The organism is Isoptericola sp. NPDC057653 (assembly GCF_042799955.1).
Lineage (GTDB): Bacteria > Actinomycetota > Actinomycetes > Actinomycetales > Cellulomonadaceae > Isoptericola.
The window spans coordinates 873,790-894,609 of record NZ_JBHVHP010000002.1; the positions used below are offsets into that span (position 1 = coordinate 873,790).

General features: G+C 75.3%; 21 protein-coding genes. 16 read left to right on the forward strand and 5 right to left on the reverse strand.

The genetic code is table 11. The annotated features are described in order from the left end of the window. Positions 1 to 53: 53 nt before the first annotated feature. Positions 54 to 620 carry a PadR family transcriptional regulator gene (locus tag ACFU9A_RS15215; RefSeq protein WP_430576117.1) on the forward strand — a complete coding sequence of 189 codons (567 nt, stop codon included), beginning with the start codon at positions 54 to 56 and terminating at the stop codon, positions 618 to 620. Next, positions 617 to 2,089 (forward strand): MFS transporter, encoded by a 1,473-nt coding sequence (locus ACFU9A_RS15220; RefSeq protein ID WP_430576118.1) that lies wholly within the window; start codon positions 617 to 619, stop codon positions 2,087 to 2,089. Before ACFU9A_RS15215 ends, ACFU9A_RS15220 begins: the two co-directional genes overlap by 4 nt. A 21-nt stretch (positions 2,090 to 2,110) precedes the next feature. Here the strand turns inward: ACFU9A_RS15220 and ACFU9A_RS15225 are convergent, their stop codons facing one another. The 3 genes from ACFU9A_RS15225 to ACFU9A_RS15235 are packed head-to-tail and all read right to left on the reverse strand — an operon-like array spanning position 2,111 to position 6,249. Then, the gene (locus ACFU9A_RS15225; RefSeq protein ID WP_430576119.1) at positions 2,111 to 3,664 is read right to left on the reverse strand and encodes an aldehyde dehydrogenase family protein; all 1,554 of its coding nucleotides are present in this window, start codon (positions 3,662 to 3,664) and stop codon (positions 2,111 to 2,113) included. Continuing rightward, on the reverse strand, positions 3,661 to 5,034 hold the full coding sequence (locus ACFU9A_RS15230) for a 2-oxoadipate dioxygenase/decarboxylase family protein (RefSeq protein WP_430576120.1): 1,374 nt from the start codon (positions 5,032 to 5,034) through the stop codon (positions 3,661 to 3,663). Before ACFU9A_RS15230 ends, ACFU9A_RS15225 begins: the two co-directional genes overlap by 4 nt. 18 nt (positions 5,035 to 5,052) lie before the next feature. After that, positions 5,053 to 6,249 carry an NAD(P)/FAD-dependent oxidoreductase gene (locus ACFU9A_RS15235; RefSeq protein WP_430576121.1) on the reverse strand — a complete coding sequence of 399 codons (1,197 nt, stop codon included), beginning with the start codon at positions 6,247 to 6,249 and terminating at the stop codon, positions 5,053 to 5,055. 186 nt (positions 6,250 to 6,435) lie between these two features. Here ACFU9A_RS15235 and ACFU9A_RS15240 point away from each other — a divergent pair, with 186 nt between their 5' ends. The 3 genes from ACFU9A_RS15240 (at position 6,436) to ACFU9A_RS15250 (ending at position 8,624) form a co-directional block, all read left to right on the forward strand. Then, complete coding sequence (locus ACFU9A_RS15240) at positions 6,436 to 7,386, forward strand: LysR family transcriptional regulator (RefSeq protein WP_430576122.1); 951 nt, start codon at positions 6,436 to 6,438, stop codon at positions 7,384 to 7,386. 73 nt (positions 7,387 to 7,459) lie between these two features. Further along, on the forward strand, positions 7,460 to 8,329 hold the full coding sequence (locus ACFU9A_RS15245) for an LLM class flavin-dependent oxidoreductase (protein WP_430576123.1): 870 nt from the start codon (positions 7,460 to 7,462) through the stop codon (positions 8,327 to 8,329). A 145-nt stretch (positions 8,330 to 8,474) separates the two neighbouring features. Beyond that, positions 8,475 to 8,624 (forward strand): hypothetical protein, encoded by a 150-nt coding sequence (locus ACFU9A_RS15250; protein WP_430576124.1) that lies wholly within the window; start codon positions 8,475 to 8,477, stop codon positions 8,622 to 8,624. 71 nt (positions 8,625 to 8,695) lie between these two features. Here ACFU9A_RS15250 and ACFU9A_RS15255 read toward each other — a convergent pair whose 3' ends face one another. Continuing rightward, the gene (locus ACFU9A_RS15255; protein WP_430576125.1) at positions 8,696 to 10,087 is read right to left on the reverse strand and encodes a glycine--tRNA ligase; all 1,392 of its coding nucleotides are present in this window, start codon (positions 10,085 to 10,087) and stop codon (positions 8,696 to 8,698) included. A 207-nt stretch (positions 10,088 to 10,294) separates the two neighbouring features. Here ACFU9A_RS15255 and ACFU9A_RS15260 point away from each other — a divergent pair, with 207 nt between their 5' ends. The 11 genes from ACFU9A_RS15260 (at position 10,295) to ACFU9A_RS15310 (ending at position 19,902) form a co-directional block, all read left to right on the forward strand. Then, positions 10,295 to 10,681 carry a YciI family protein gene (locus ACFU9A_RS15260; RefSeq protein WP_430576126.1) on the forward strand — a complete coding sequence of 129 codons (387 nt, stop codon included), beginning with the start codon at positions 10,295 to 10,297 and terminating at the stop codon, positions 10,679 to 10,681. Between the two features lie 8 nt (positions 10,682 to 10,689). After that, on the forward strand, positions 10,690 to 11,967 hold the full coding sequence (locus ACFU9A_RS15265; protein ID WP_430576127.1) for an RNA polymerase sigma factor: 1,278 nt from the start codon (positions 10,690 to 10,692) through the stop codon (positions 11,965 to 11,967). Between the two features lie 32 nt (positions 11,968 to 11,999). After that, positions 12,000 to 12,956 (forward strand): metal ABC transporter solute-binding protein, Zn/Mn family, encoded by a 957-nt coding sequence (locus ACFU9A_RS15270; RefSeq protein WP_430576128.1) that lies wholly within the window; start codon positions 12,000 to 12,002, stop codon positions 12,954 to 12,956. Then, a complete protein-coding gene (locus ACFU9A_RS15275) occupies positions 12,953 to 13,822 on the forward strand; it encodes a metal ABC transporter ATP-binding protein (RefSeq protein WP_430576129.1) in 870 nt (289 codons plus the stop codon). Before ACFU9A_RS15270 ends, ACFU9A_RS15275 begins: the two co-directional genes overlap by 4 nt. A 14-nt stretch (positions 13,823 to 13,836) precedes the next feature. Next, positions 13,837 to 14,757: a metal ABC transporter permease gene (locus ACFU9A_RS15280; protein WP_430576477.1), complete on the forward strand. Its 921-nt coding sequence runs from the start codon at positions 13,837 to 13,839 to the stop codon at positions 14,755 to 14,757. 41 nt (positions 14,758 to 14,798) lie between these two features. Continuing rightward, positions 14,799 to 15,206, forward strand: a complete 408-nt coding sequence (locus ACFU9A_RS15285; protein ID WP_430576478.1) for a Fur family transcriptional regulator — start codon at positions 14,799 to 14,801, stop codon at positions 15,204 to 15,206. 42 nt (positions 15,207 to 15,248) lie between these two features. After that, a complete protein-coding gene (locus tag ACFU9A_RS15290; protein ID WP_430576130.1) occupies positions 15,249 to 15,872 on the forward strand; it encodes a DedA family protein in 624 nt (207 codons plus the stop codon). Beyond that, on the forward strand, positions 15,869 to 16,912 hold the full coding sequence (locus ACFU9A_RS15295; protein ID WP_430576131.1) for a FecCD family ABC transporter permease: 1,044 nt from the start codon (positions 15,869 to 15,871) through the stop codon (positions 16,910 to 16,912). Before ACFU9A_RS15290 ends, ACFU9A_RS15295 begins: the two co-directional genes overlap by 4 nt. A gap of 1 nt (position 16,913) precedes the next feature. Then, the gene (locus ACFU9A_RS15300) at positions 16,914 to 17,978 is read left to right on the forward strand and encodes a FecCD family ABC transporter permease (protein WP_430576132.1); all 1,065 of its coding nucleotides are present in this window, start codon (positions 16,914 to 16,916) and stop codon (positions 17,976 to 17,978) included. After that, positions 17,975 to 18,781, forward strand: a complete 807-nt coding sequence (locus ACFU9A_RS15305) for an ABC transporter ATP-binding protein (protein ID WP_430576133.1) — start codon at positions 17,975 to 17,977, stop codon at positions 18,779 to 18,781. Before ACFU9A_RS15300 ends, ACFU9A_RS15305 begins: the two co-directional genes overlap by 4 nt. A gap of 65 nt (positions 18,782 to 18,846) precedes the next feature. Continuing rightward, positions 18,847 to 19,902 (forward strand): iron-siderophore ABC transporter substrate-binding protein, encoded by a 1,056-nt coding sequence (locus ACFU9A_RS15310; RefSeq protein WP_430576134.1) that lies wholly within the window; start codon positions 18,847 to 18,849, stop codon positions 19,900 to 19,902. A gap of 116 nt (positions 19,903 to 20,018) precedes the next feature. Here the strand turns inward: ACFU9A_RS15310 and ACFU9A_RS15315 are convergent, their stop codons facing one another. Further along, complete coding sequence (locus ACFU9A_RS15315) at positions 20,019 to 20,816, reverse strand: isoprenyl transferase (protein ID WP_430576135.1); 798 nt, start codon at positions 20,814 to 20,816, stop codon at positions 20,019 to 20,021. Positions 20,817 to 20,820: the final 4 nt, after the last annotated feature.

Consider the following 20,820-nt stretch of genomic DNA (forward strand, 5'->3'; position numbering starts at 1 on the left):
GACATCTGTCACGGCGCTGGTGAGCACCCCACTACTCGTGCGAGAGTAGTCGGGTGTCCACGATCCGTCTCTTCGTCCTCGACTCCCTGGCGCGCCGCGGCGCGATGCACGGCCACCAGATGCGGGCGCTCGCCGACGAGGAGCACGTCGACCAGTGGACCGACATCACCGTCGGCTCCCTCTACGGGGCGCTCAAGCGTCTCGAGGCGGACGGCCTCATCGAGGCGGTCCGCACGGAGCGCGAGGGCAACTACCCCGAGCGCCGCGTGCTCGGCATCACGGCCGCGGGCCGTGCCGCACTGTCCCGGCTGCACGCCGCCACCCTGAACGAGGTCGGGCTGCGCCCCGACCCCGTCGACCTGGCCGTCGCCCGCCCCCAGCCCGACACCCTGGACGACCTCCCCGACGTCGTGGCCGCGCGCCTCGCCGCCCTGCGGGACGCCCTCGACCACCACGACCAGCACCGGGCGCAGATCGACCGCTACCTCACGGTCGCCGAGCGCCTGTCCGTCTCCCACACCACCGACCGGCTCCGGGCCGAGATCACGTTCCACGAGCGCCTCCTGGCGTCCGTCCCCGAGATCATCGCCGACGAGCGCTCCCCGAAGGACCCCTCATGACCGACACCACCCCGCCCGCGCGGGCCGCCGCACCGACCGTCGACCGCCGCACCTGGGTCTCCCTGGCGGTGATCCTGCTCGGCGTCGCGATGGCCCTGCTCGACACCACCATCGTCAACGTCGCCCTGCCCACGATCCGCACCAGCCTCGACGCCTCCGAGGCCACCCTGTCGTGGATCATCTCGGGCTACGCCCTGGCCTTCGGCCTCGCCCTCATCCCCGCCGGCCGCGTCGGCGACCGGTTCGGCCACACGTGGGTGTTCGTCGTGGGCCTCGCCGGCTTCACGCTGGCCAGCCTGTGGTGCGGGCTCGCCGACGGCCCGACGTCGCTGGTCGTGGCCCGCGTCGTGCAGGGCCTGTTCGGCGGCATCTTCTTCCCCGCCGTCACCGCGCTGATCCAGCTCATGTTCCCCGGCCCCCTGCGCGGCCGGGCGTTCGCCGTCATGGGCGCCACCATCGGCTTCTCCACCGCGCTCGGCCCGATCGTCGGCGGGCTCCTCATCGAGTGGTTCGGCACCGGCGACGGCTGGCGCTCCATCTTCTTCGTCAACCTCCCGTTCGGCGTGATCGCCGTCGTGGCCGCGCTCGCCCTGCTGCCGCGCATCGTGGCGGGCGGGGAGGCCCGGGGCGTCGACGGGGTCGGCCTCGTGCTGCTCGCCGGGTCGCTGGTCGCGATCCTCGTGCCGCTCATCCAGGGCCAGGACGCGGGCTGGCCGGTCTGGACCTGGGTGAGCCTGGTCGGCGGCGTCCTGCTCCTCGCGGCGTTCGGCGCGTGGGAGGTCGCCGTGGACCGGGGCGGCCGCACCCCCCTGGTCCCGCCGAAGCTGTTCGCGCACGGCCACTTCACGGGCGGCGTCATCCTCGCGCTGGTCTACTTCGCGGCCTTCACCAGCATCTTCTTCACCATCTCGATCCTCTGGCAGGCCGGCCTGGGGCACACCGCGCTGGAGTCGGGCCTCGTCTCGATCCCGTTCGCGATCGGCTCGATCATCGGGGCGTCGCAGAGCGACCGGCTGGCCGCCCGCCTCGGGCGCACGGTGCTCGTCGCGGGGACCGCGATGGTCGCCGTCGGCCTCGTCGCCCTGTGGATCCTGCTGGCCACGGTGCCGGCCACCGACCTCAACCACTGGATGCTGCTGCCCCCGCTGCTGGTGGCGGGCCTCGGGTCCGGCATGTTCATCGCGCCGAACGCGCAGTTCATCGTCGCCACGGTGGAGCCGTCGAGCGCAGGGGCCGCCTCCGGCGTGGTCGGCACCGCGCAGCGCGTCGGGTCCGCGGCCGGCATCGCCGTCGTCGGCTCCGTGCTCTTCGGCGCCCTGACGTTCCCCGCCGGGGCGCCCACGCCCGACGTCGTGGCGGAGGTCTTCACGCACGCCGCGTCGCTCGCGATGGCGGTCAGCGCCGCCCTCGCCGTGGTGGCCTTCGCGCTCGTGTTCGCCCTGCCGCGGCAGGTCTCACGCGGGCACTGACCACCACGGCGGGGCCGCCCGTCAGCCGAAGTTCACGCCCTGCGCGAGCGGGAGCTCGGTCGAGTAGTTCACGGTGTTGGTGACGCGTCGCATGTACTGCTTCCACGAGTCGGAGCCGGACTCGCGGCCGCCGCCCGTGGACTTCTCGCCGCCGAACGCCCCGCCGATCTCGGCGCCGGAGGTGCCGATGTTGACGTTGACGATGCCGCAGTCGGAACCGACCTCGGACAGGAAGGTCTCCGCCTCGCGGACGTCGAGCGTGAAGATCGCGCTGCTGAGCCCCTGCGGGACGTCGTTGTGCAGGGCGATGGCCTCCTCCAGCGCGTCGTAGGTCAGCACGTACAGCAGCGGGGCGAACGTCTCCCGGCGCACGACGTCCGTCTGCCCCGGCATCCGCACCAGCGCCGGCGACACGTACGCCGCGGCGGGGGCGCCGTCCACGGCCACCGCCTCGCCGCCGACGACGACCGTGCCGCCGTCCGCCCGGGCCTCGTCGAGCGCGGCGATCATCCGCTCGCGCGCGCCGGCGTCGGTGAGCGGCCCGACCAGCGTGCCCGCGGCGCGCGGGTCGCCCACCGGCAGCCCGGCGTACACGGACCGGAGGCGGTCCACGAGGTCGTCGACCACCGACGTGTGCACGATGAGGCGGCGCAGCGAGGTGCACCGCTGCCCGGCGGTGCCGGCCGCGGCGAACACGATGCCGCGCACGGCGAGGTCCAGGTCGGCCGACGGGGCGACGACGGCCGCGTTGTTGCCGCCGAGCTCCAGCAGGTAGCGGCCCCCGCGCCCGGCGACGACGGGCGCCACCTGCTGGCCCATGCGCTCCGAGCCGGTGGCGGACAGCAGCGCGACGCGCCGGTCGGCGACGAGCGCCTCCCCCGCCTCGCGGGCGCCGAGCACCACGGTGCTCACCGCCTCCGGGAACCCGGCCTCGGCCAGGGCCCGACGCAGGAGGGCGTTCGAGGCGAGGGCGCTGAGGGGCGTCTTCTCGCTCGGCTTCCACACGACGGTGTCGCCGCAGACCAGCGCGACGGCCGTGTTCCACGACCACACCGCGACCGGGAAGTTGAAGGCGCTGACGACGCCGACGACGCCGAGCGGGTGCCACTGCTCCATGAGGCGGTGGCCGGGGCGCTCGGACGGCATGGTGCGCCCGCCGAGCGACCGCGACAGTCCGACCGCGTAGTCGCAGACGTCGATCATCTCCTGCACCTCGCCGAGGGCCTCGGAGGTGATCTTGCCGGCCTCGATCGTCACGAGCTCGGCCAGGTCCGCCTTGTGCTCGGTGAGCAGCTCGCCGAGGCGGCGCACGACGGCGCCGCGCACCGGGCCGGGCACCGAGCGCCAGGTGCGGAACGCCTCCGCGGCGGCGGTGACGGCCGCGTCGACGTCGGCGGCGCCCGCCTCGGGCAGGGTCAGCAGCGCCTCGCCGGTCAGCGGCGAGACGACGGGCAGCCCGCCGTCGGCCGCCGCGGGGGCGTCGGCGCCGATCCGGCCGAGGGCGGCCAGCGCGGCGTCGCGCAGCTCGGCGGTGAGCGTGCTCGAGGTCGGGGTGTGGGTGGTCGACGTGGTCATGCCTGGGCTCCCTGGGTGGTGGAGGAACGGTCCCCGAGGGACGGGGTCTCGAGGGACTCGGGGTCGACGCCGAGGCGGGCCGCCGCGCGGTCGCGCGACGCCGCCACCTGCGCGGCGTACAGGTCGAAGGGGTCGAACAGCTCGCGCCCGACGGCGCCGGCCATCCAGTCGGCGTCCCGGTCCTCGCCGGCCTGGCTGGCGTCCTTGGAGCCCTCCTCGGTGAGGTTGGACTGGAAGATGCCGGCCGCCGAGCGGGGCAGGAAGTCCTCGTACACGATCGGCTCGCGGGTGAGCGCGCCCGGCCCGGCGGCCGCGGCGGGCACCTCGTAGGTGAAGTAGCCGAGCCCCTGCTCCACCAACCCGGCCTCGGTGTCCGGGAACGTCTCGCGCCAGACGTCGGGCGTCGCGCCCTGGACGATGGCGGCGTCGTAGCGCGCCCGGCCCTGCGGGGTGAGGGCGATGCCGCGCGCCTCGACCTCGCCGAACCGCACCCGCAGGGAGTCCTGCACCACCCGGCCGTCCGGCGTGCGGAACGTCCGCGGCTCCGCGAGCGCCCGGAACGACGTCTGCCGCAGCAGCACGTCCGGCCCCTCCCACAGCGGCGGGCCCTGGATGGCGTCGATCATCGTGATGCCGCGCGCCTCCATGCGGGCGTACAGGTCGTCGATGTCGAGCACGCGGGGCGTGAGGTGGTTGATGTGCGTGGAGGCGACGCCGCCGATGTCGGCGGCGACCGCGGAGACGGCCTCCAGCTCGCGGTACCAGGCCTGGTCGACGGGCTCGTGGGACAGCTCGAACGCCTCCGTGGCCAGCCGGAGGAACGTGGCGGCGTCGTCGCCGGCCAGGCCGCCGCCGGCCTCGGCGCGGTCCGCGAGCGCCAGCAGCTCGGGCCCGAAGAGCGTCCTGCTCCCCAGGAAGCGCTCGAGCCGCTGCTGCAGGTCCGCGCTGAAGAACCGGCGGTCGCCGGGCACCAGCAGGGACGTGAAGACGCGGAACGGGTTGCGGGCCAGCTCCTCGCGGTCCACGGGTCGGAACGCCGTCGAGACCACCGGCACGGACGACGACGAGGCGTCGCGCAGGTCGTAGAAGCCCACCGGGTGCATGCCCATCGCGCCGAAGACCCGCGCGACCTGCCGGATCTCCTCGGGCGTGCCCACCCGGATGGCGCCGTGCCGCTCCGCGGTGACCCGGTCGATGGAGCCCAGCCGCTCGGCGTCGGCGCCGCGGGCGCGCACGACGTCGGCGTTGACGTCGTGGGAGACCTCGAGCAGCGTCGTGTAGGCGGGCACCTCGCGGCCGTACATGTCGGACAGGGAGCGCGCGAACGCGGCGCGCAGCTGCCACGGTTCGAAGAAGGCGTCGGTCGTCACGGTGCGTTGCTCCCTCGCTCAGATGATGTTGGCCTCGGTGCGCGCCCGTCGCGCCCCGAAGCGGCCGGCGTCGAACGCGGACACGTCGACGCCGCGCGCCGCGGGCGTCCCCGCCCGTCCCAGGTAGAGGTCGGTGACGGCCTCGCCCACGGCGGGCGCCTGCAGGAAGCCGTGCCCGGAGAACCCGCAGGCGTACAGGACGCGGGCGCCGCCGGGGCCGGTGGGGGCCTCGCCGATGAGGGCGTCGTGGTCGGGCGTCAGCTCGTACAGCCCGGCCCAGCCGCCGGTCAGCGGCGCGTCGGCGAGCGCCGGGGTGGCGCGCGCGGCCAGGCCGCGCAGCCACGGCTCCCACGCGGGGTCGTAGGTGGTGTCGAACCCGACCGGGGTGGCGGGCTCGGAGGCGCCGAGCAGCAGCGTGCCGCGGGCGTCGGCGTTGTGCAGGTAGTAGGTGGTGCCGAAGTCGATGGTGAACGGGAGGGTCGGCGGGGCCGGCTCCAGCGGCGCCGTGAAGGCGATCTGGCGGCGCACCGGCTCCACGGGCAGGTCGACGTCCACGAGGGCGCCGACGGCGCGCGACCACGCCCCGGCGCACACGACGACGGCGGGCGTGGTGACCCGGCCCCGTGGCGTCACGACCGTCGCCCGGCCGTCCGGGGCGGCCTCGACGGCCGTCACGGGCGCGTGGGTGACCACGGTCGCGCCGTGGGCCCGAGCCCCGCCCGCGTACCCGGCGACGACCTCGGCGGGGTGCGCCCAGCCGTCGCGCGGCGCGAAGGCCGCGCCGGCGTACGCGGTCGCGGCGAGGTAGGGGTTGAGACGGCGTGCCTCGGCCATGGTGAGCAGGCGGCTGTCGACGCCGCGGGAGCGCTGCATCGCGACGGACCCGGCGAACAGGTCGACGTCGTCGTCGGTCGGCAGGACGAACAGGTACCCGGCCTGGCGCAGCCCGACGTCCGCCCCGGGCCGGCGCCCGAAGTCCTCGAAGAGCTCCAGGCTGCGGTGGCCGAGATCCACGTTGGCGGGGTCGGAGAACTGCGCGCGCACGCCGCCGATGGGCTTGCCCGAGCTCCCGCGGCCCAGCTCGCCGGACTCCAGCAGCACGACGTCCGCGCCCGCCTCGGCCAGGTGGAACGCGACGGACGCGCCCATCACCCCGCCGCCGACCACCACGGCGTCGGCCGTCCCGGGCACCGCCACGGGTCCTGCGTCCGGCACCCGACCTCCCTCGCTCGGCGTCCTGCGCTGCGGGCGGTCCGTCGTGACGTCGACGGCGCTCGCCCGGTCTCATCGTGCCGAGCGGGAGCGGTCAGCACCATCGAAGGTTCCTCGTGCCTACCGTGCAGATTCTCTCTACGGTAGGAGGCGCGCGACCGGGCGCACGATGGAGTGTGGAGGTGGTCGGTGGACACGTCGTCGCACGATCTGCCCTGGCCCGCGCTGCGGGCCCTGCGAGCGCTGGCCGAGCACGGCACGATGACGGCCGCCGCGGCCGCCCTCGGGTACACGACGGGCGCCGTCTCCCAGCAGCTCGCCGTCCTCGCGCGGCACCTCGGCACGGAGGTCGTGCGCCCGCACGGCCGCGGCGTCGCGCTCACCGAGGCGGGCGCCGTGCTCGCCGCACGGGCCGAGGACCTGCTGGTGGCCCAGCGCGACGCCGTCGACGCCGCGCGGGCCGCCACCCGCGACACGGTCGGCACGGTGCGCGTCGGGGCGTTCGCCACCGTGGCCGCGAACATGCTGCCCCGCCTGGTGGCGGGGCTCGCCGCCACCCACCCCCGGGTGACGCTCGAGGGCTTCGAGCTCACGGTCGACGACGTGGCGGCGGCGGTGCGCCGCGGCGACGTGGACCTCGGCCTCGGCCTCGACTACCCGGGCGCGCCGATCCCCCGCGTCCCCGGCACCACGCTGCGCCCGCTGCGCACGGAGCGGTTCGCCCTCGTCTCCGCGCCGACGTCCGACCTGCCGGACCGCCTCGCGCTCGCCGACCTGGCGGAGGTGCCGTGGATCCTGCCGCCGCAGGCCACGCACTACGGCGCGGCGGTGCGGCACGCGTGCCGGGCCGCGGGGTTCGAGCCGCGCGCGGCGCACGAGGTGAACGACACGTCCACCACGCTCGCGCTCGTCGCGCAGGGCCTGGGCGTCGCGCTCGCGACCCCGATGATGCGCACCCTGCGCACCTGGGGCGACCTGCACACCAGCACGCTGCGCGACCTCGTCGAGCGCGAGGTGGTGCTGCTGGAGCCCAGCGGCGCGCCGCGGCGGCCCGCCGTCGACGCGCTCACCCGGGTGATCGAGTCGGTGGTGCACGGCAGCCTCACGGGCGACGACGGCGCCCCGCACCCAGGATGGTGACCGGGGCACCGGCGCACCCGCGGGCCCTGTCGACCGCGCCCACCACGGCGACCGCGCCCACCGAGGAGACCCCGTGCGGATCAGCATCAACGTCACCGACCAGTCCTGGCCCGGCGCCCTGCCCGACGGGCTCGCCGACGTCGCGCGCCGCGCCGAGGACGCCGGCGCCGACACCCTCTGGCTGCCCGACCACCTGGTGCAGGCCGACCCGACGCTGCCGCCGGAGCACGACGACCAGCTCGAGGCGTACACGGCGCTGGGCTACCTCGCCGCGCGCACGTCGCGGATCCGGCTGGGCACGATGGTGAGCGCCGCGACGTTCCGGACGCCGGCGCTGCTCGTCAAGGCCGTCACGACGCTCGACGTGCTCAGCGGCGGCCGCGCCTGGTTCGGGGTGGGCGCCGGCCACCAGGCGCAGGAGGCCGCGGACATGGGCCTGGACCTGCCCGGCACCCGGGCCCGGCTGGACCGGCTGGCCGACGTGCTGCGCCTGGCCCGCCGCATGTGGGCCGGGGACGAGTCGCCGTTCACCGGCAGCGACGGGCTACGGCTGGAGCGGCCGCGCTGCCGGCCCGCGCCCGCCACGCCCGGCGGCCCGCCCGTCCTCGTGGGCGGCGCGGGCGAGCGCCGCACGCTGCGCCTCGTGGCCGAGCACGCCGACGCCTGCAACGTCTTCGACCTGCCCGACGACGGCGCCACGGTGCGGCACAAGCTGGCCGTCCTGGCCGACCACTGCGCCGACGTCGGGCGGGACGTCGCCACGATCGACCGCACGCTCAGCGCCCGGCTCGCGCCCGGAACCACCGCCGACGAGCTGGCCGCGAAGGCGGAGACCGCCGCCGGATGGGGCATCACCCACCTCGTGCTCATCACGCCGCGGCCGTGGGACGCCGGCGCGCTGGCCGCCGTCGGCGGCGCCGTGGAGCGGGTCGCGGACGCGTGAGCGCACCCCACCCCGCGCGGCGCCTGCCCCTCGGCCGAGGACGGGCATCACGGACGTACCCGACACCGTGCGTGCATCCAGAAGACGTGGCACGGTCGGTCCGCCACGCCGCCGCACGGGCGGCGTGCGGAGACTGGAGGTTCCCATGCCCGCGTGGCTCGTCCTCATCATCATCGGCGTCGTCCTGGTGATCCTCGGCGTCGCGACCAACATCGGCCAGTTCCTCATCTGGATCGGCGTGATCGTCCTGGTCGTGAGCCTGGTGCTCGGCCTGCTGCGCAGGAACCGCGCCTAGCGGGGACGGCGCCTCGCACGACGGTGCCCGGGTCCGCCGCAGCGGACCCGGGCACCGTCGTGCGGGGCGGGTCAGAACGCGGCGAGGTGCTCCGCGAGGTAGGCCGTCACCTTGGGCAGCGCGACGCGCTCCTGCGTCATCGTGTCGCGGTGGCGGATCGTGACCGCGTCGTCGTCGAGGGTGTCGAAGTCGACGGTGACGCAGAACGGCGTGCCGATCTCGTCCTGGCGGCGGTAGCGGCGGCCGATGGCGCCGGCGTCGTCGAAGTCGACGTTCCAGCTCCGACGCAGCTCCACGGCGAGGTCGCGCGCCTTGGGCGACAGGGCCTCGTTGCGCGACAGCGGGAGGACGGCGGCCTTGACCGGCGCGAGGCGCGGGTCGAGGCGCAGCACCGTGCGCTTGTCGACGCCGCCCTTGGTGTTGGGCGCCTCGTCCTCGGCGTACGCCTCGACGAGGAACGCCATGAGCGAGCGGGTCAGGCCCGCGGCCGGCTCGATGACGTACGGCAGCCAGCGCTCGTTCGTGGACTGGTCGAAGAACGACAGGTCCTTGCCCGAGTGCTCCGAGTGCGTCTTGAGGTCGAAGTCGGTGCGGTTGGCGACGCCCTCGAGCTCGCCCCACTCGCTGCCGGAGAAGCCGAAGCGGTACTCGATGTCCACCGTGCGGGTGGAGTAGTGCGACAGCTTCTCGGCCGGGTGCTCGTACAGGCGCAGGTTCTCGGGGTCGATGCCGAGGTCCGTGTACCAGGCCATGCGGGTGTCGATCCAGTACTGGTGCCACTCGGCGTCCGTGCCCGGCGCGACGAAGAACTCCATCTCCATCTGCTCGAACTCGCGGGTGCGGAAGATGAAGTTGCCCGGCGTGATCTCGTTGCGGAACGACTTCCCGATCTGCGCGATGCCGAACGGCGGCTTCTTGCGCGACGCCGCGGCCACGTTCGAGAAGTTCACGAAGATGCCCTGCGCGGTCTCGGGGCGCAGGTAGTGCACGCCGGACTCGTCCTCGACCGGGCCGAGGTACGTCTTGAGCATCATGTTGAAGTCGCGCGGCTCGGTCCACTGGCCGCGGGTGCCGCAGTTCGGGCAGGCGATCTCGGCGAGGCCGCCCTCGGGCGCGCGGCCCTTCTTCTCCTCGAACTCCTCGATCATGTGGTCCTCGCGGAACCGCTTGTGGCACGAGAGGCACTCGGTCAGCGGGTCGTTGAACGCGCCGAGGTGGCCGGACGCGTGCCACACCGGGGTGGGCAGGATGACCGCGGAGTCCAGGCCCACGACGTCGTCGCGGCGCGTCATCGCACGCCACCACTGCTGCTTGATGTTCTCCTTCAGCTCCACGCCGAGGGGCCCGTAGTCCCACGCGGAGCGCGTACCGCCGTAGATCTCGCCGGACTGGAACACGAAACCTCGCCGCTTGGCGAGGGAGACGACGGCGTCGAGCTTGGCGGTCGGGGACGGTGCTGCCACGGATCACTCCTGGGTGTCGGGCCGCCACGTGGCTCGTGGGGCCGGTGCGGGGAACGCCGCAGCCTCGGCACGTCGGGGTCCGACGTCGACCGGCTGCGGTGGCACCAGCCTACCGGGGCGCGTCGCCGGGTCGGGGTGACGATCTCGCGCCCGCTCGATCGTCATGGGGGTACGCACGACAATGATCGAGACCCGAGGAGGCGCACCATGCGCTACGCACTGCTGCTGCACAACCCCGAGCCCGCCCCCGGCGAGATCCCCGCGGAGGGGATCGCCGAGATGGAGCGGCTGTTCTCCGAGTACGCCGACGCGCTCGTGGGCGCCGGCGTCCTCGTCGGGGCCGACATCCTGCAGTTCTCCCACGCCACCACCACCGTCACGCGCCGCACCGGAGCCACGCAGGTCCAGGACGGCCCGTTCGCCGAGACCAAGGAGGCGCTCGCGGGCGTCTTCGTCGTCGACGTGCCGGACCTCGACGCCGCCGTCGCCTGGGCCGAGAAGTGCCCCGGCGCCACCTACGGGTCGGTCGAGGTGCGCCCGGTCGCGACGTCGGTCGTGGGCGGCTCCTGGACCGGGAACGGCCCGGCGGAGTAGGAGCCGTCGTGCCGGTCACGACGACCGCCGGCGACGGCGCGTCCGACGCGGCGGCCGCGGCCGCGCGGGACGGCTACGGCCGCCTCGTCGCGCTGCTGGCCGCCGGGTCGGGCGACCTGCAGGCCGCCGAGGACGCGCTCGGCGACGCGCTGGAGCGTGCCCTGCGGACGTGGCCCGCCGGCGGCGTGCCCGACAACCCCGCCGGCTGGCTCCTCACCGTCGCGCGCCGCCGCCTGCGCGACCGGCAGCGGTCGGCCGAGGTGGCGCGCACCGTGCCGCTGGTGCCCGAGCGCCACGCGCCCGCGCGGCTCGAGGACGTGGACCCGGACGCGGTGGGCGACCGCCGGCTGGAGCTGATGCTCGCGTGCGCGCACCCCGCCGTCGACCCCGTGGCCCGCACGCCGCTGATGCTCACCACCGTGCTCGGGTTCACCGCGGCCCAGGTGGCGCCCGCGTTCTCGGTGCCCGCCGCGACGATGGCCACGCGGCTCACGCGCGCCAAGCGGCGGATCCGGGACGCCGGCGTGCCGTTCGCGCTCCCCGACCGCTCCGCCCTGCCCGGCCGCATGGTCGACGTGCTCGAGGCCGTCTACGGCGCGTACGTCGTGGAGTGGGCGACCGCCGACGCCGAGCCCCGCCCCCTGCCCTCCGAGGCCCTGCGCCTCGCCGAGGTGCTCGCGCAGCTCGTGCCCGACGACCCGGAGGTGCGCGGCCTGGCCGCCCTCGTCCTGCTCTCCTCCGCGCGTGCCGCCGCCCGCACCGACGCCGCCGGGCGGTTCGTGCCCCTGGCCGACCAGGACCCAGCCCGGTGGGACGCCGCGGCGATCGCCCGCGCCCACGCGCACCTGCGGGCGGCCCACGCCCGCGGCGCGGTGGGCCGGTTCCAGCTCGAGGCCGCCGTCCAGGCCGTGCACTGCGCCCGCCGGCCCGGTGAGCCGCCCGACCTGGACGCGCTGCGGCGGCTGCACGACGCGCTGCAGCAGGTGGCTCCCTCGCTCGGCGGCGCCGTCGCGCGCGCGGCCGTGGTCGCCGAGACCGACGGCCCCGCCGCCGGGCTGGCCGCCCTCGACGCGCTGGGCGACCCGGACGGACCCGGCGGGCCCGAGGCCCGAGTCTCCCGGTTCCAGCCCGCCTGGGCCGTGCGCGCCGACCTCCTCGCCCGCCTCGGCCGCCCGGGCGACGCCGCGGTCGCCTACGACCGCGCGCTCGCGCTGACCTCCGACCCCGCCCTCCGCGCCCACCTCCGGGCCCGGCGCGCCGGGCTGCCGTCGCCCCGCGCGAGTTGACAACGGTTCTCAACTTCCTGAGAATCGTTCTCATGCTTCGCCGACGCGCGGCCCTCGCCGCCCTGCCCGCCCTCGCGCTGCCCGCCCTCCTGGCCGCGTGCGCCCCGACCGACGACGGCGGCTCCGACGGCACGCTCGAGGTCCTCGCCTCCTACTACCCGCTGCAGTACGTGGCCGAGCAGGTGGGCGGCGACCTCGTCTCCGTCTCCAACCTCACGCCGCCGGCCGCGGAGCCGCACGACCTGGAGCTCTCCCCCGCGCAGGTGCGCGAGATCGGCCGGGCGGACCTCGTCGTCTACTCCTCGGGCTTCCAGGCCGCGGTCGACGAGGCGGTCGGCACCCAGGACCCGGAGCACGTCGTCGACACGAGCGACGTCGTGCACCTCGAGGCGCACCCCGGCACGGCGGCGGGGACGGCCGCCGAGGAGGACGAGGGCGACGGGCACGACCACGACGAGGCGGCCCTCGACCCGCACTTCTGGCTCGACCCCACGCGGCTGGTCGACGTCGGCCACGCCGTCGCCGCCCAGCTCGGCGCCGTCGATCCGGAGCACTCCGCCGTGTACGCGGAGAACGCCGACGCGCTGGCGGCGTCCCTGAAGGACCTCGACGGCCAGCTCTCCGCGGGCCTGAAGGAGTGCGCCACGCGCACCCTCGTGACCTCGCACGCCGCGTTCGGCTACCTCGCCGAGCGCTACGACCTCACCCAGGTCGGCATCGTCGGCCTGGACCCCGAGGCGGAGCCGTCCCCCGCGCGCCTGCGGGAGGTGGGTGCGATCGTCGAGGAGAACGACGTCAGCACGATCTTCACCGAGACGCTGACCAGCCCGAAGGTCGCCGACACGCTCGCCCAGGACATCGGGGTCACGACCGCCGTGCTCGACCCGCTCGAGGGGCTGTCCAAGGACGACGCCGCGTCCGGGGCGGACTACGTCTCGGTCATGCAGGACAACCTGGCCGCGCTCACCGAAGGGCTCCAGTGCTCATGACGACGCCCGCCACCGATTCCTTGCCCGCGGCGGCCACGCCGCCGGAGGGCGACGCTCCCCCGATCGAGGCCCGCGACGTGCACGTGCGCCTCGGCGCGAGCCCGGTGCTGCGCGGGGTGGACCTCACGGTCCGGCGCGGCGACGTCGTCGCGCTGCTCGGCGCCAACGGCTCCGGCAAGTCCACGCTGGTGCGCACGCTGGTGGGCGTGCTGCCCGCCACCGCGGGCAGCGTGCGCCTGTTCGGCCACGAGCTCGGCAACGACGTGCCCTGGTCGCGGGTCGGCTACGTGCCTCAGCGCGTCAGCGCGGTCGCGGGCGTCCCGTCGACGGCGGCCGAGGTCGTCGCCTCCGGCCTGCTGCACGGCCGCCGCCTGCGCCTGCCGCGCGGCTGGCGCGCCCAGGTCGGCGAGGCCCTCGACCTGGTCGGCCTCGCCGACCGCGCCCGGTACGCCACGCACCAGCTCTCCGGCGGGCAGCAGCAGCGCGTGCTCATCGCCCGCGCCCTGGTGCGCAGGCCCGAGCTGCTGGTGCTCGACGAGCCCGTCGCGGGCGTCGACCGCCCCAGCCAGGAGGCGTTCGCCGCGACCATGACGCGGCTCGTCGACGACGGCATGACCGTGCTCGTCGTGCTGCACGAGCTCGGCGAGCTCGCGCCGCTGGTGCAGCGCGCCGTCGTGCTGCGCCACGGGCGCGTGGTGCACGACGGCGCCCCGCCGACGCCCCGCCCGGGGCACGGCGGCGAGGCGCACGAGCACGTGCACCCGCACGCCCATCCGACCGCCCGGCCGCGCACCGACGAGGTGCGGCTGGCCGAGGGCCCCTTCGAGGCCCGACCCGAGAGCACCGAGGACGAGGTGGCACCGTGAGCGGCCTGTGGGAGATGGTCACCGACCCGTTCATGCAGCGCGCGCTCGTCGCCGCGCTGCTCGTGGGCCTCAGCGCGCCCGTCGTCGGCACCTACCTGGTGCAGAAGCGCCTCGCCCTGCTGGGCGACGGCATCGGGCACGTCGCGCTCACCGGCGTCGCGCTGGGCTGGCTCGTCGGCGCCGCGATGGGCCTCGTGCCCGACGACGCGCTCGCCGTGCCGGGCGCGGTCGTCGCCGCCGTCGCCGGCTCCGTGCTCATCGAGGTCGTCCGCCGCCGGGGCCGCACGTCCGGGGACCTGGCGCTCGCCATCCTCTTCTACGGCGGCATCGCCGGCGGCGTGCTGCTCATCGGCCTGGCCGGCGGCTCGTCCGGAAGCCTCATGGCGTACCTGTTCGGCTCGATCTCGTCGGTCACCCTGTCCGACGTCTGGGTCACCGTGGCGCTGTGCGGGCTGATCCTGCTGATCGGGCTCGGCCTGCGCGCCGCGCTGTTCTCCGTGAGCCACGACGAGGAGTTCGCCATCTCCTCCGGGCTGCCCGTGTGGGCGCTGAACATGGCCGTGGCCGTGCTCGCCGCGCTGACCGTCACGGTCGCGATGCGCGTGGTGGGGCTCCTGCTGGTGTCGGCGCTCATGATCGTCCCGGTCGCGATCGGGCAGCTCCTGACCCGGTCGTTCCGGCGCACCATGCTGGTCGCGTCCGTCATCGGCGTCGCGGTCTGCGTCACCGGGCTCTCCGTCACCTACTGGTACAACGTGTCGCCCGGCGCGCTCATCGTGGTGCTCGCGATCGCCATCTACGCGGTCGTCGCGCTGGTGCACCCCGTGCTCGCCCGCCGCCGCCCGCCCGTCGACCCGCACCCCGACATCCCCGACGACGTCGCGCTCGCCCCCGCCACCGGCCGGGCGACCGCCCAGGAGGAGTGCACCCCGTGAACGCCACCACCTCCCGCGCCACCACCGGGACCGCGCCCCGGATGACCCGGCAGCGCGCCGCCGTCGCCGACGCGCTCGGCGAGACCGACGAGTTCCGCAGCGCGCAGCAGCTCCACGAGCTGCTGCACGCGCGGGGCGACGCCGTCGGCCTCGCCACCGTCTACCGCACCCTGCAGGCCATGGTCGACGGCGGCGACGTCGACGTGCTGCGGGCCGAGGACGGCGAGAGCCTGTACCGCCGCTGCGAGCGCCGCGAGCACCACCACCACCTGGTCTGCCGGGCCTGCGGGCGGGCCGTCGAGATCGACGGGCCCACCGTCGAGGCGTGGGCCGCGTCGGTCGGCGCCGCCCACGGCTTCGCCGACATCGACCACACGGTGGAGCTGTGGGGCACGTGCGCCCAGTGCCGCGCCGGGGAGGCCCCGGCGGCGGCCGGGTCCGACCGGTGAGGAATTAGGGCAGCCATACCTCAGTCGGGCACAATGAGTGCCGTGCACCCGACCACCCCCGCGCTCACCCTGGCGTCCGACGGCGCCACCGCCACCGGCGTCTTCACGATCGCCGGCGTGCCGTTCTGGGTGGTGTACGCCGCGGCGTTCGCGATCGTCCTCGTGCGCGCCCAGGCCACGTACTGGGCCGGCCGCGGCGTGGCCCGCGGCACCGCCCGCGGCCGGTTCGCCGAGATGCTGGCCCGGCCGGGCGCGGTCGCCGTCGTGGACCGGGTGCACCGGTGGGGCCCGCCCGCGGTCACGCTCTCGTTCTTCACCGTCGGCGTGCAGACGCTCGTCAACCTCGCCGCGGGCTACCTGCGCATGCCGTTCGGCCGCTACCTCGTGGCGCTGCTCGCCGGCTGCGCCGTGTGGGCCGGCATCTGGACGACGATCGGCACCGCCGCCGTGAACGGCGCGATCGCCGTCGGGCTGCACCACCCCGTGACCCTCGCGGTCGTCGGGGCCGCGGCCGTGGCCCTCGTGGCGTGGGTCGCGAGCCGCCTCACCCGCCGCTCCCGCGCCGCTTCCCTCGACCTCGCGGACGCCGCGACCGACGCGACGCCCGGCACCCTGCCCGACACCCTGCCCGACACCCTGCCGGACGCCGACCGGGAGGCCCGGTGAGCGCGCCCGCCGCCGTCGCGACCACCCCGAGCGAGGCGGCCGCGCTCGTCGCCCGGCGCACGCGCGGGCGCCTGCTCGTCGTCGCGCTCACCCTCCTGGTGCTGCTCGCGATCGCCGCGGCGAGCCTGGCCCTCGGTGTCCGCGACATCGACCTCGGCACCGTCTGGCAGGCGCTCACGCACCCGGTGGCGGGCAACGTCGACCACGACGTCGTGCGCGACCAGCGCGTGCCCCGCACCCTCATCGGCCTCGCGGCGGGCGCCGCGCTCGGCGTGGCCGGCACCCTCATCCAGGGCGTCACCCGCAACCCCATCGCCGACCCCGGCCTGCTGGGGCTCAACGCGGGCGCGTCGCTCGCCGTCGTCGTCGCGGTCTCCCTGCTCGGCGTGACGTCGCCGCTGGGTTTCGTCTGGTTCGCGTTCGCCGGTGCGGCCGTCGCGGCGCTGCTGGTCTTCTCGATCGGCGCGGGACAGCCCGTGAAGCTGGCGCTGGTGGGCGCCACGGTGACCGCGCTCATCACGCCGATGATCACCCTCGTGCTGCTGCGCGACCCGGCCGCGTTCAACACCTACCGGTTCTGGGCCGTCGGCTCGCTCACCGGCCGCGGCATGGAGACGCTCGACAAGCTCTGGCCGTTCGTCGCGATCGGCGTCGTCCTCGCGGGCGCACTGGCGCACCGCCTCACGATGCTGGCGCTGGGCGACGACGTCGCGCGGGCGCTCGGCCAGCGCGTCGGCCTCACGCGCGGGCTGACCGCCGCCGCGGTCGTCCTGCTCGCCGGCAGCGCCACCGCGCTGGCGGGGCCGATCGCCCTCGTCGGCCTCGCCGTGCCGCACGCCGCGCGCCGGCTCGTGGGCACCGACTACCGCTGGATCGTGCCGCTCACCGCCCTGCTCGGCCCGGTGATGCTGCTCGGCTCCGACGTCATCGGGCGCCTCGTGCTGCCGCACGCCGAGCTCGAGGCCGGCGTCGTCGCCGCCGCGATCGGCGCCCCCGTCCTCGTCGCGGTCGCCCGCGGCAAGTCCGTGGCGGGGGTCTGACATGGCCACCGGGACCACCGCCCTGGACCTCGACCCCGGCGCCGACCTGAGCCCGGTGACCGCGCTGCGCGCCCGCCGGCGGCGCCGCCTCGCGATCGTGGTCATCACCCTGGTCGTGCTCCTCGTCGCGGTCGCCACGCTCGCGCTCACGCTCGGGGAGGCCTCCCTCTCCCCCGGTCGCGCCCTCGCCGCGCTGTTCGGCGTCGGCTCCGACGCGGACGTGTTCGTCGTGCACCGGCTGCGCCTCCCCCGCCTCGAGACGGCCGTCCTCGCGGGCGCCGCGTTCGGCCTCGCGGGCGCGCTCTTCCAGACGACGCTGCGCAACCCGCTGGCCAGCCCCGACATCCTGGGCATCGCCAGCGGCGCGAGCCTGGGCGCCGTGTGGGCGCTGCTCGTCGCGGGCCTCACCGGCCTGGCGGTCTCCGGCGCCGCCTTCGCGGGGGCGCTGGTCGTCGCGCTGCTGATCTGGCTGTTCGCGTGGCGCCGCGGGCTGCACTCCATCCGGTTCGTGCTGGTGGGCGTCGGCTTCGCCTACCTGTGCTCGTCCCTGCTCGCGTGGCTGCTGGCCAGCGCCGACGTCCGCGAGGCGCAGTCCGCGCTGCTGTGGACCGTGGGCAGCGTCGCCGACGTGCGCGGCGCCGAGCTCCTCACCCTCGCGGTGGCCGTCGTGGCGCTCGGCGCCGGGGTGGCGCTGGCGTCGCGCTGGCAGGCGCCGCTCGCACTCGGCGACGACCACGCCCGCGGCCTCGGCGTCCGGGTCGACACCGCACGTGTCCTCACGCTGCTGCTGGCGGTCGGCCTCGTCGCCACCGCCACGTCGTTCGTCGGGCCGCTCGCGTTCGTCGCGCTGGTGGCGCCCGCCATCGCCCGCCGGCTGGTGGACGACGGCGGCGCCGCCCTCACCACGTCCGTCCTCACGGGCGCCCTCCTCGTCCTCGCCGCCGACGTCGTGGGCCAGCACCTGCTCTTCGGCATCCAGGCGCCGACGGGCATCGTCACCGGCCTCATCGGCGCCCCGTACCTGCTGTGGCTGCTCGCCACCGACGGAAGGAAGTCCCTCGCATGACCGACGTCACCCTGCGCGCGCACGGCGTCAGCCTGGGCTACGACGGGCGCCGCGTGATCGAGGGGCTCGACCTCGAGCTGCCCGCGGGGAGCGTCACGGCGATCGTCGGACCCAACGCCTGCGGCAAGTCGACGCTGCTGCGCGGCCTGGCACGGCTGCACCCCCTGGAGGCCGGCAGCGTCACGCTCGGCGGCGAGGACGTGGGAGCCCTGCCCCGCAAGGAGCTCGCGCGGCGCGTGGGCGTGCTCCCGCAGGCGTCGATCGCCCCCGACGGCGTGCGGGTCGCCGAGCTCGTGGCGCGCGGCCGCTACCCCCACCAGGGCTGGTTCGGGCGGCACAGCTCGACCGACGACGCCGCGGTGCTGCGCGCGCTGGACGCCACCGGCGTCGCCGACCTCGCCGACCGACCCGTGGCGGAGCTCTCCGGCGGGCAGCGGCAGCGCGTGTGGATCGCGATGGTGCTGGCCCAGGAGACCGACATCGTGCTGCTCGACGAGCCCACGACATACCTCGACGTCGCGCACCAGGTGGACCTGCTCGACCTGCTGTCGGAGCTGAACCGCACCCGCGGCACCACGGTCGTCATGGTGCTGCACGAGCTGAACCTCGCCGCCCGCTACGCCGACCACCTCGTGGTGATGAGCGCGGGGCAGGTCGTGGCGGGGGGCCGGCCCGGGGACGTCCTCACCGAGGAGACGGTGCACGCCGCGTTCGGCCTGCGGTCCCGCGTCGTGCCCGACCCGGTGTCGGGAACGCCACTCGTCGTGCCCCTCGGACGGACTCATTCCGGCAACGCTGCATAGGTTAGGCTCTCCTCACCTACCGTTCCTCTCGCGCCGCGTCGGCGCGAGCACACCGAGGAGAACCCGTGCGTCTTCGCCGTCCTCTCGCCGCTGCCGCCGCCCTGGCGGCGACGGCAGCCCTGACCCTCGCCGGCTGCGCCTCCGGCGACTCCCCCGAGGGCGACGGGTCCGCCGCCCCGAGCGGGTCGGCGTCCGGCGCCACCGACGAGTTCCCGATCACCATCGAGCACGCCTTCGGCGAGACCGTGATCGACAAGGCGCCCGAGCGCGTCGCCACCTGGGGCTGGGGCTCCACCGAGGCCGCCATCTCCGTCGGCGTGTACCCCGTGGCCGTGGCCGAGCAGGTCTGGACCGTCGGCGAGGACGCGCTGCTCCCCTGGGTCGAGGAGGCCTACGACGAGGCCGGCGTCGCCAAGCCGACCATCCTCGACGACCCCGAGGCCGGCGCGTCCGTCCCCTACGAGGAGTTCGTCGAGGCCAAGCCCGACCTCATCGTGGCGCCGTACTCCGGCCTCACCAAGGAGCAGTACGACGTCCTCAAGGACATCGCGCCCGTCGTCGCCTTCCCCGACACGGCCTGGACCACCCCGTGGGACGACACGATCCGCATCACCGCGCAGGCGCTCGGCCGCTCGGCCGCCGGCGACAAGGTGCTCTCCGACATCGACGCCTTCGTCGCCGACAAGGCCGCGAAGCACCCCGAGTTCGCCGGCAAGACGTTCGCGGCCGTCGTCGACTCGCCCACCGAGGGCAAGGTCTACGTGTACCCGCAGGCCGACCCGCGCGCGGGCTTCCTCGAGGGCCTCGGCGTGAAGATCGCGCCCTCGGTGGCCGAGCTCGACACCTCCGACGGCGGGTTCTTCTACGCCCTGTCGTACGAGGAGCTCGACAAGCTGACGTCCGACTTCATCGTCGACTACGCCTACACGCCCGAGGACGCCAAGGCGTTCCTCACCAAGAAGGAGCTGCAGGCGATCCCGGCCGTCAAGGCCGGCAAGGTCGCGCAGATCGTCGGCACCGCGCCCGTCTCGTCGGTCTCCCCGCCCACCGCCCTGTCGGTGTACTGGGAGGACGGCTTCCCCGCCCTCGTCGACTCGATGGCGACGGTGCTCGGCGACTGACGTCGCCGCCCGGACGCACCGAGACCCCCGTCCGCTCCTCGGGAGCGGGCGGGGGTCTCCGTCGTCCGGCCGGCATGCTCAGCCGTGCGCTCGGCCGGGGTTCTCGTCCGGCGCGCTCACTCGGCGTCGGGCGTGTCCACCGCGCCGCCGTAGCGCCGGTCGCGGCGCGCGAACTCCTCGACCGCGCGCCACAGGTGCCGGCGGTCGACGTCGGGCCACGGCTCGGGCAGGAACACCATCTCCGCGTACGCGGCCTGCCAGATCATGAAGTTGGACGTGCGCTGCTCCCCCGACGAGCGCAGGAACAGGTCGACGTCCGGCAGGTCCGGCTCGTCGAGGTAGCGCTGCACCGTCTTCTCGGTGACCCGCGCCGGGTTGAGCCGGCCGGCGGCGACCTCGCGCGCGATGGCGGCCGCGGCGTCCGCGATCTCGGCCCGGCCGCCGTAGTTGACGCACATCGTCAGCGTGCAGCGGTCGTTCTCCTTGGTCATCTCCTCGGCGACCTGCAGCTCCTTGATCACCGACCCCCACAGCTTCGGCCGGCGACCCGCCCAGCGGATGCGCACGCCCCACGACGACATCTCGTCGCGGCGGCGGCGGATGACGTCGCGGTTGAAGTTCATGAGGAACTTCACCTCGTCCGGCGACCGCTTCCAGTTCTCCGTGCTGAACGCGTACGCCGACACGTGCTTGACGCCGATCTGCACGGCGCCGGCCACGACGTCGAGCAGCGACTTCTCGCCCTGCTTGTGCCCCTCCACCCGGGGCAGGCCCCGCGCGTTGGCCCACCGGCCGTTGCCGTCCATGACGATCGCCACGTGGTTCGGCACGAACTGGGCCGGGATGTCCGGCGGCGTCGCCCCCGAGGGGTGCGGGTAGGGCTCGGCGTACCGGGCGTCGGGGGTGCGGGGCATCAGG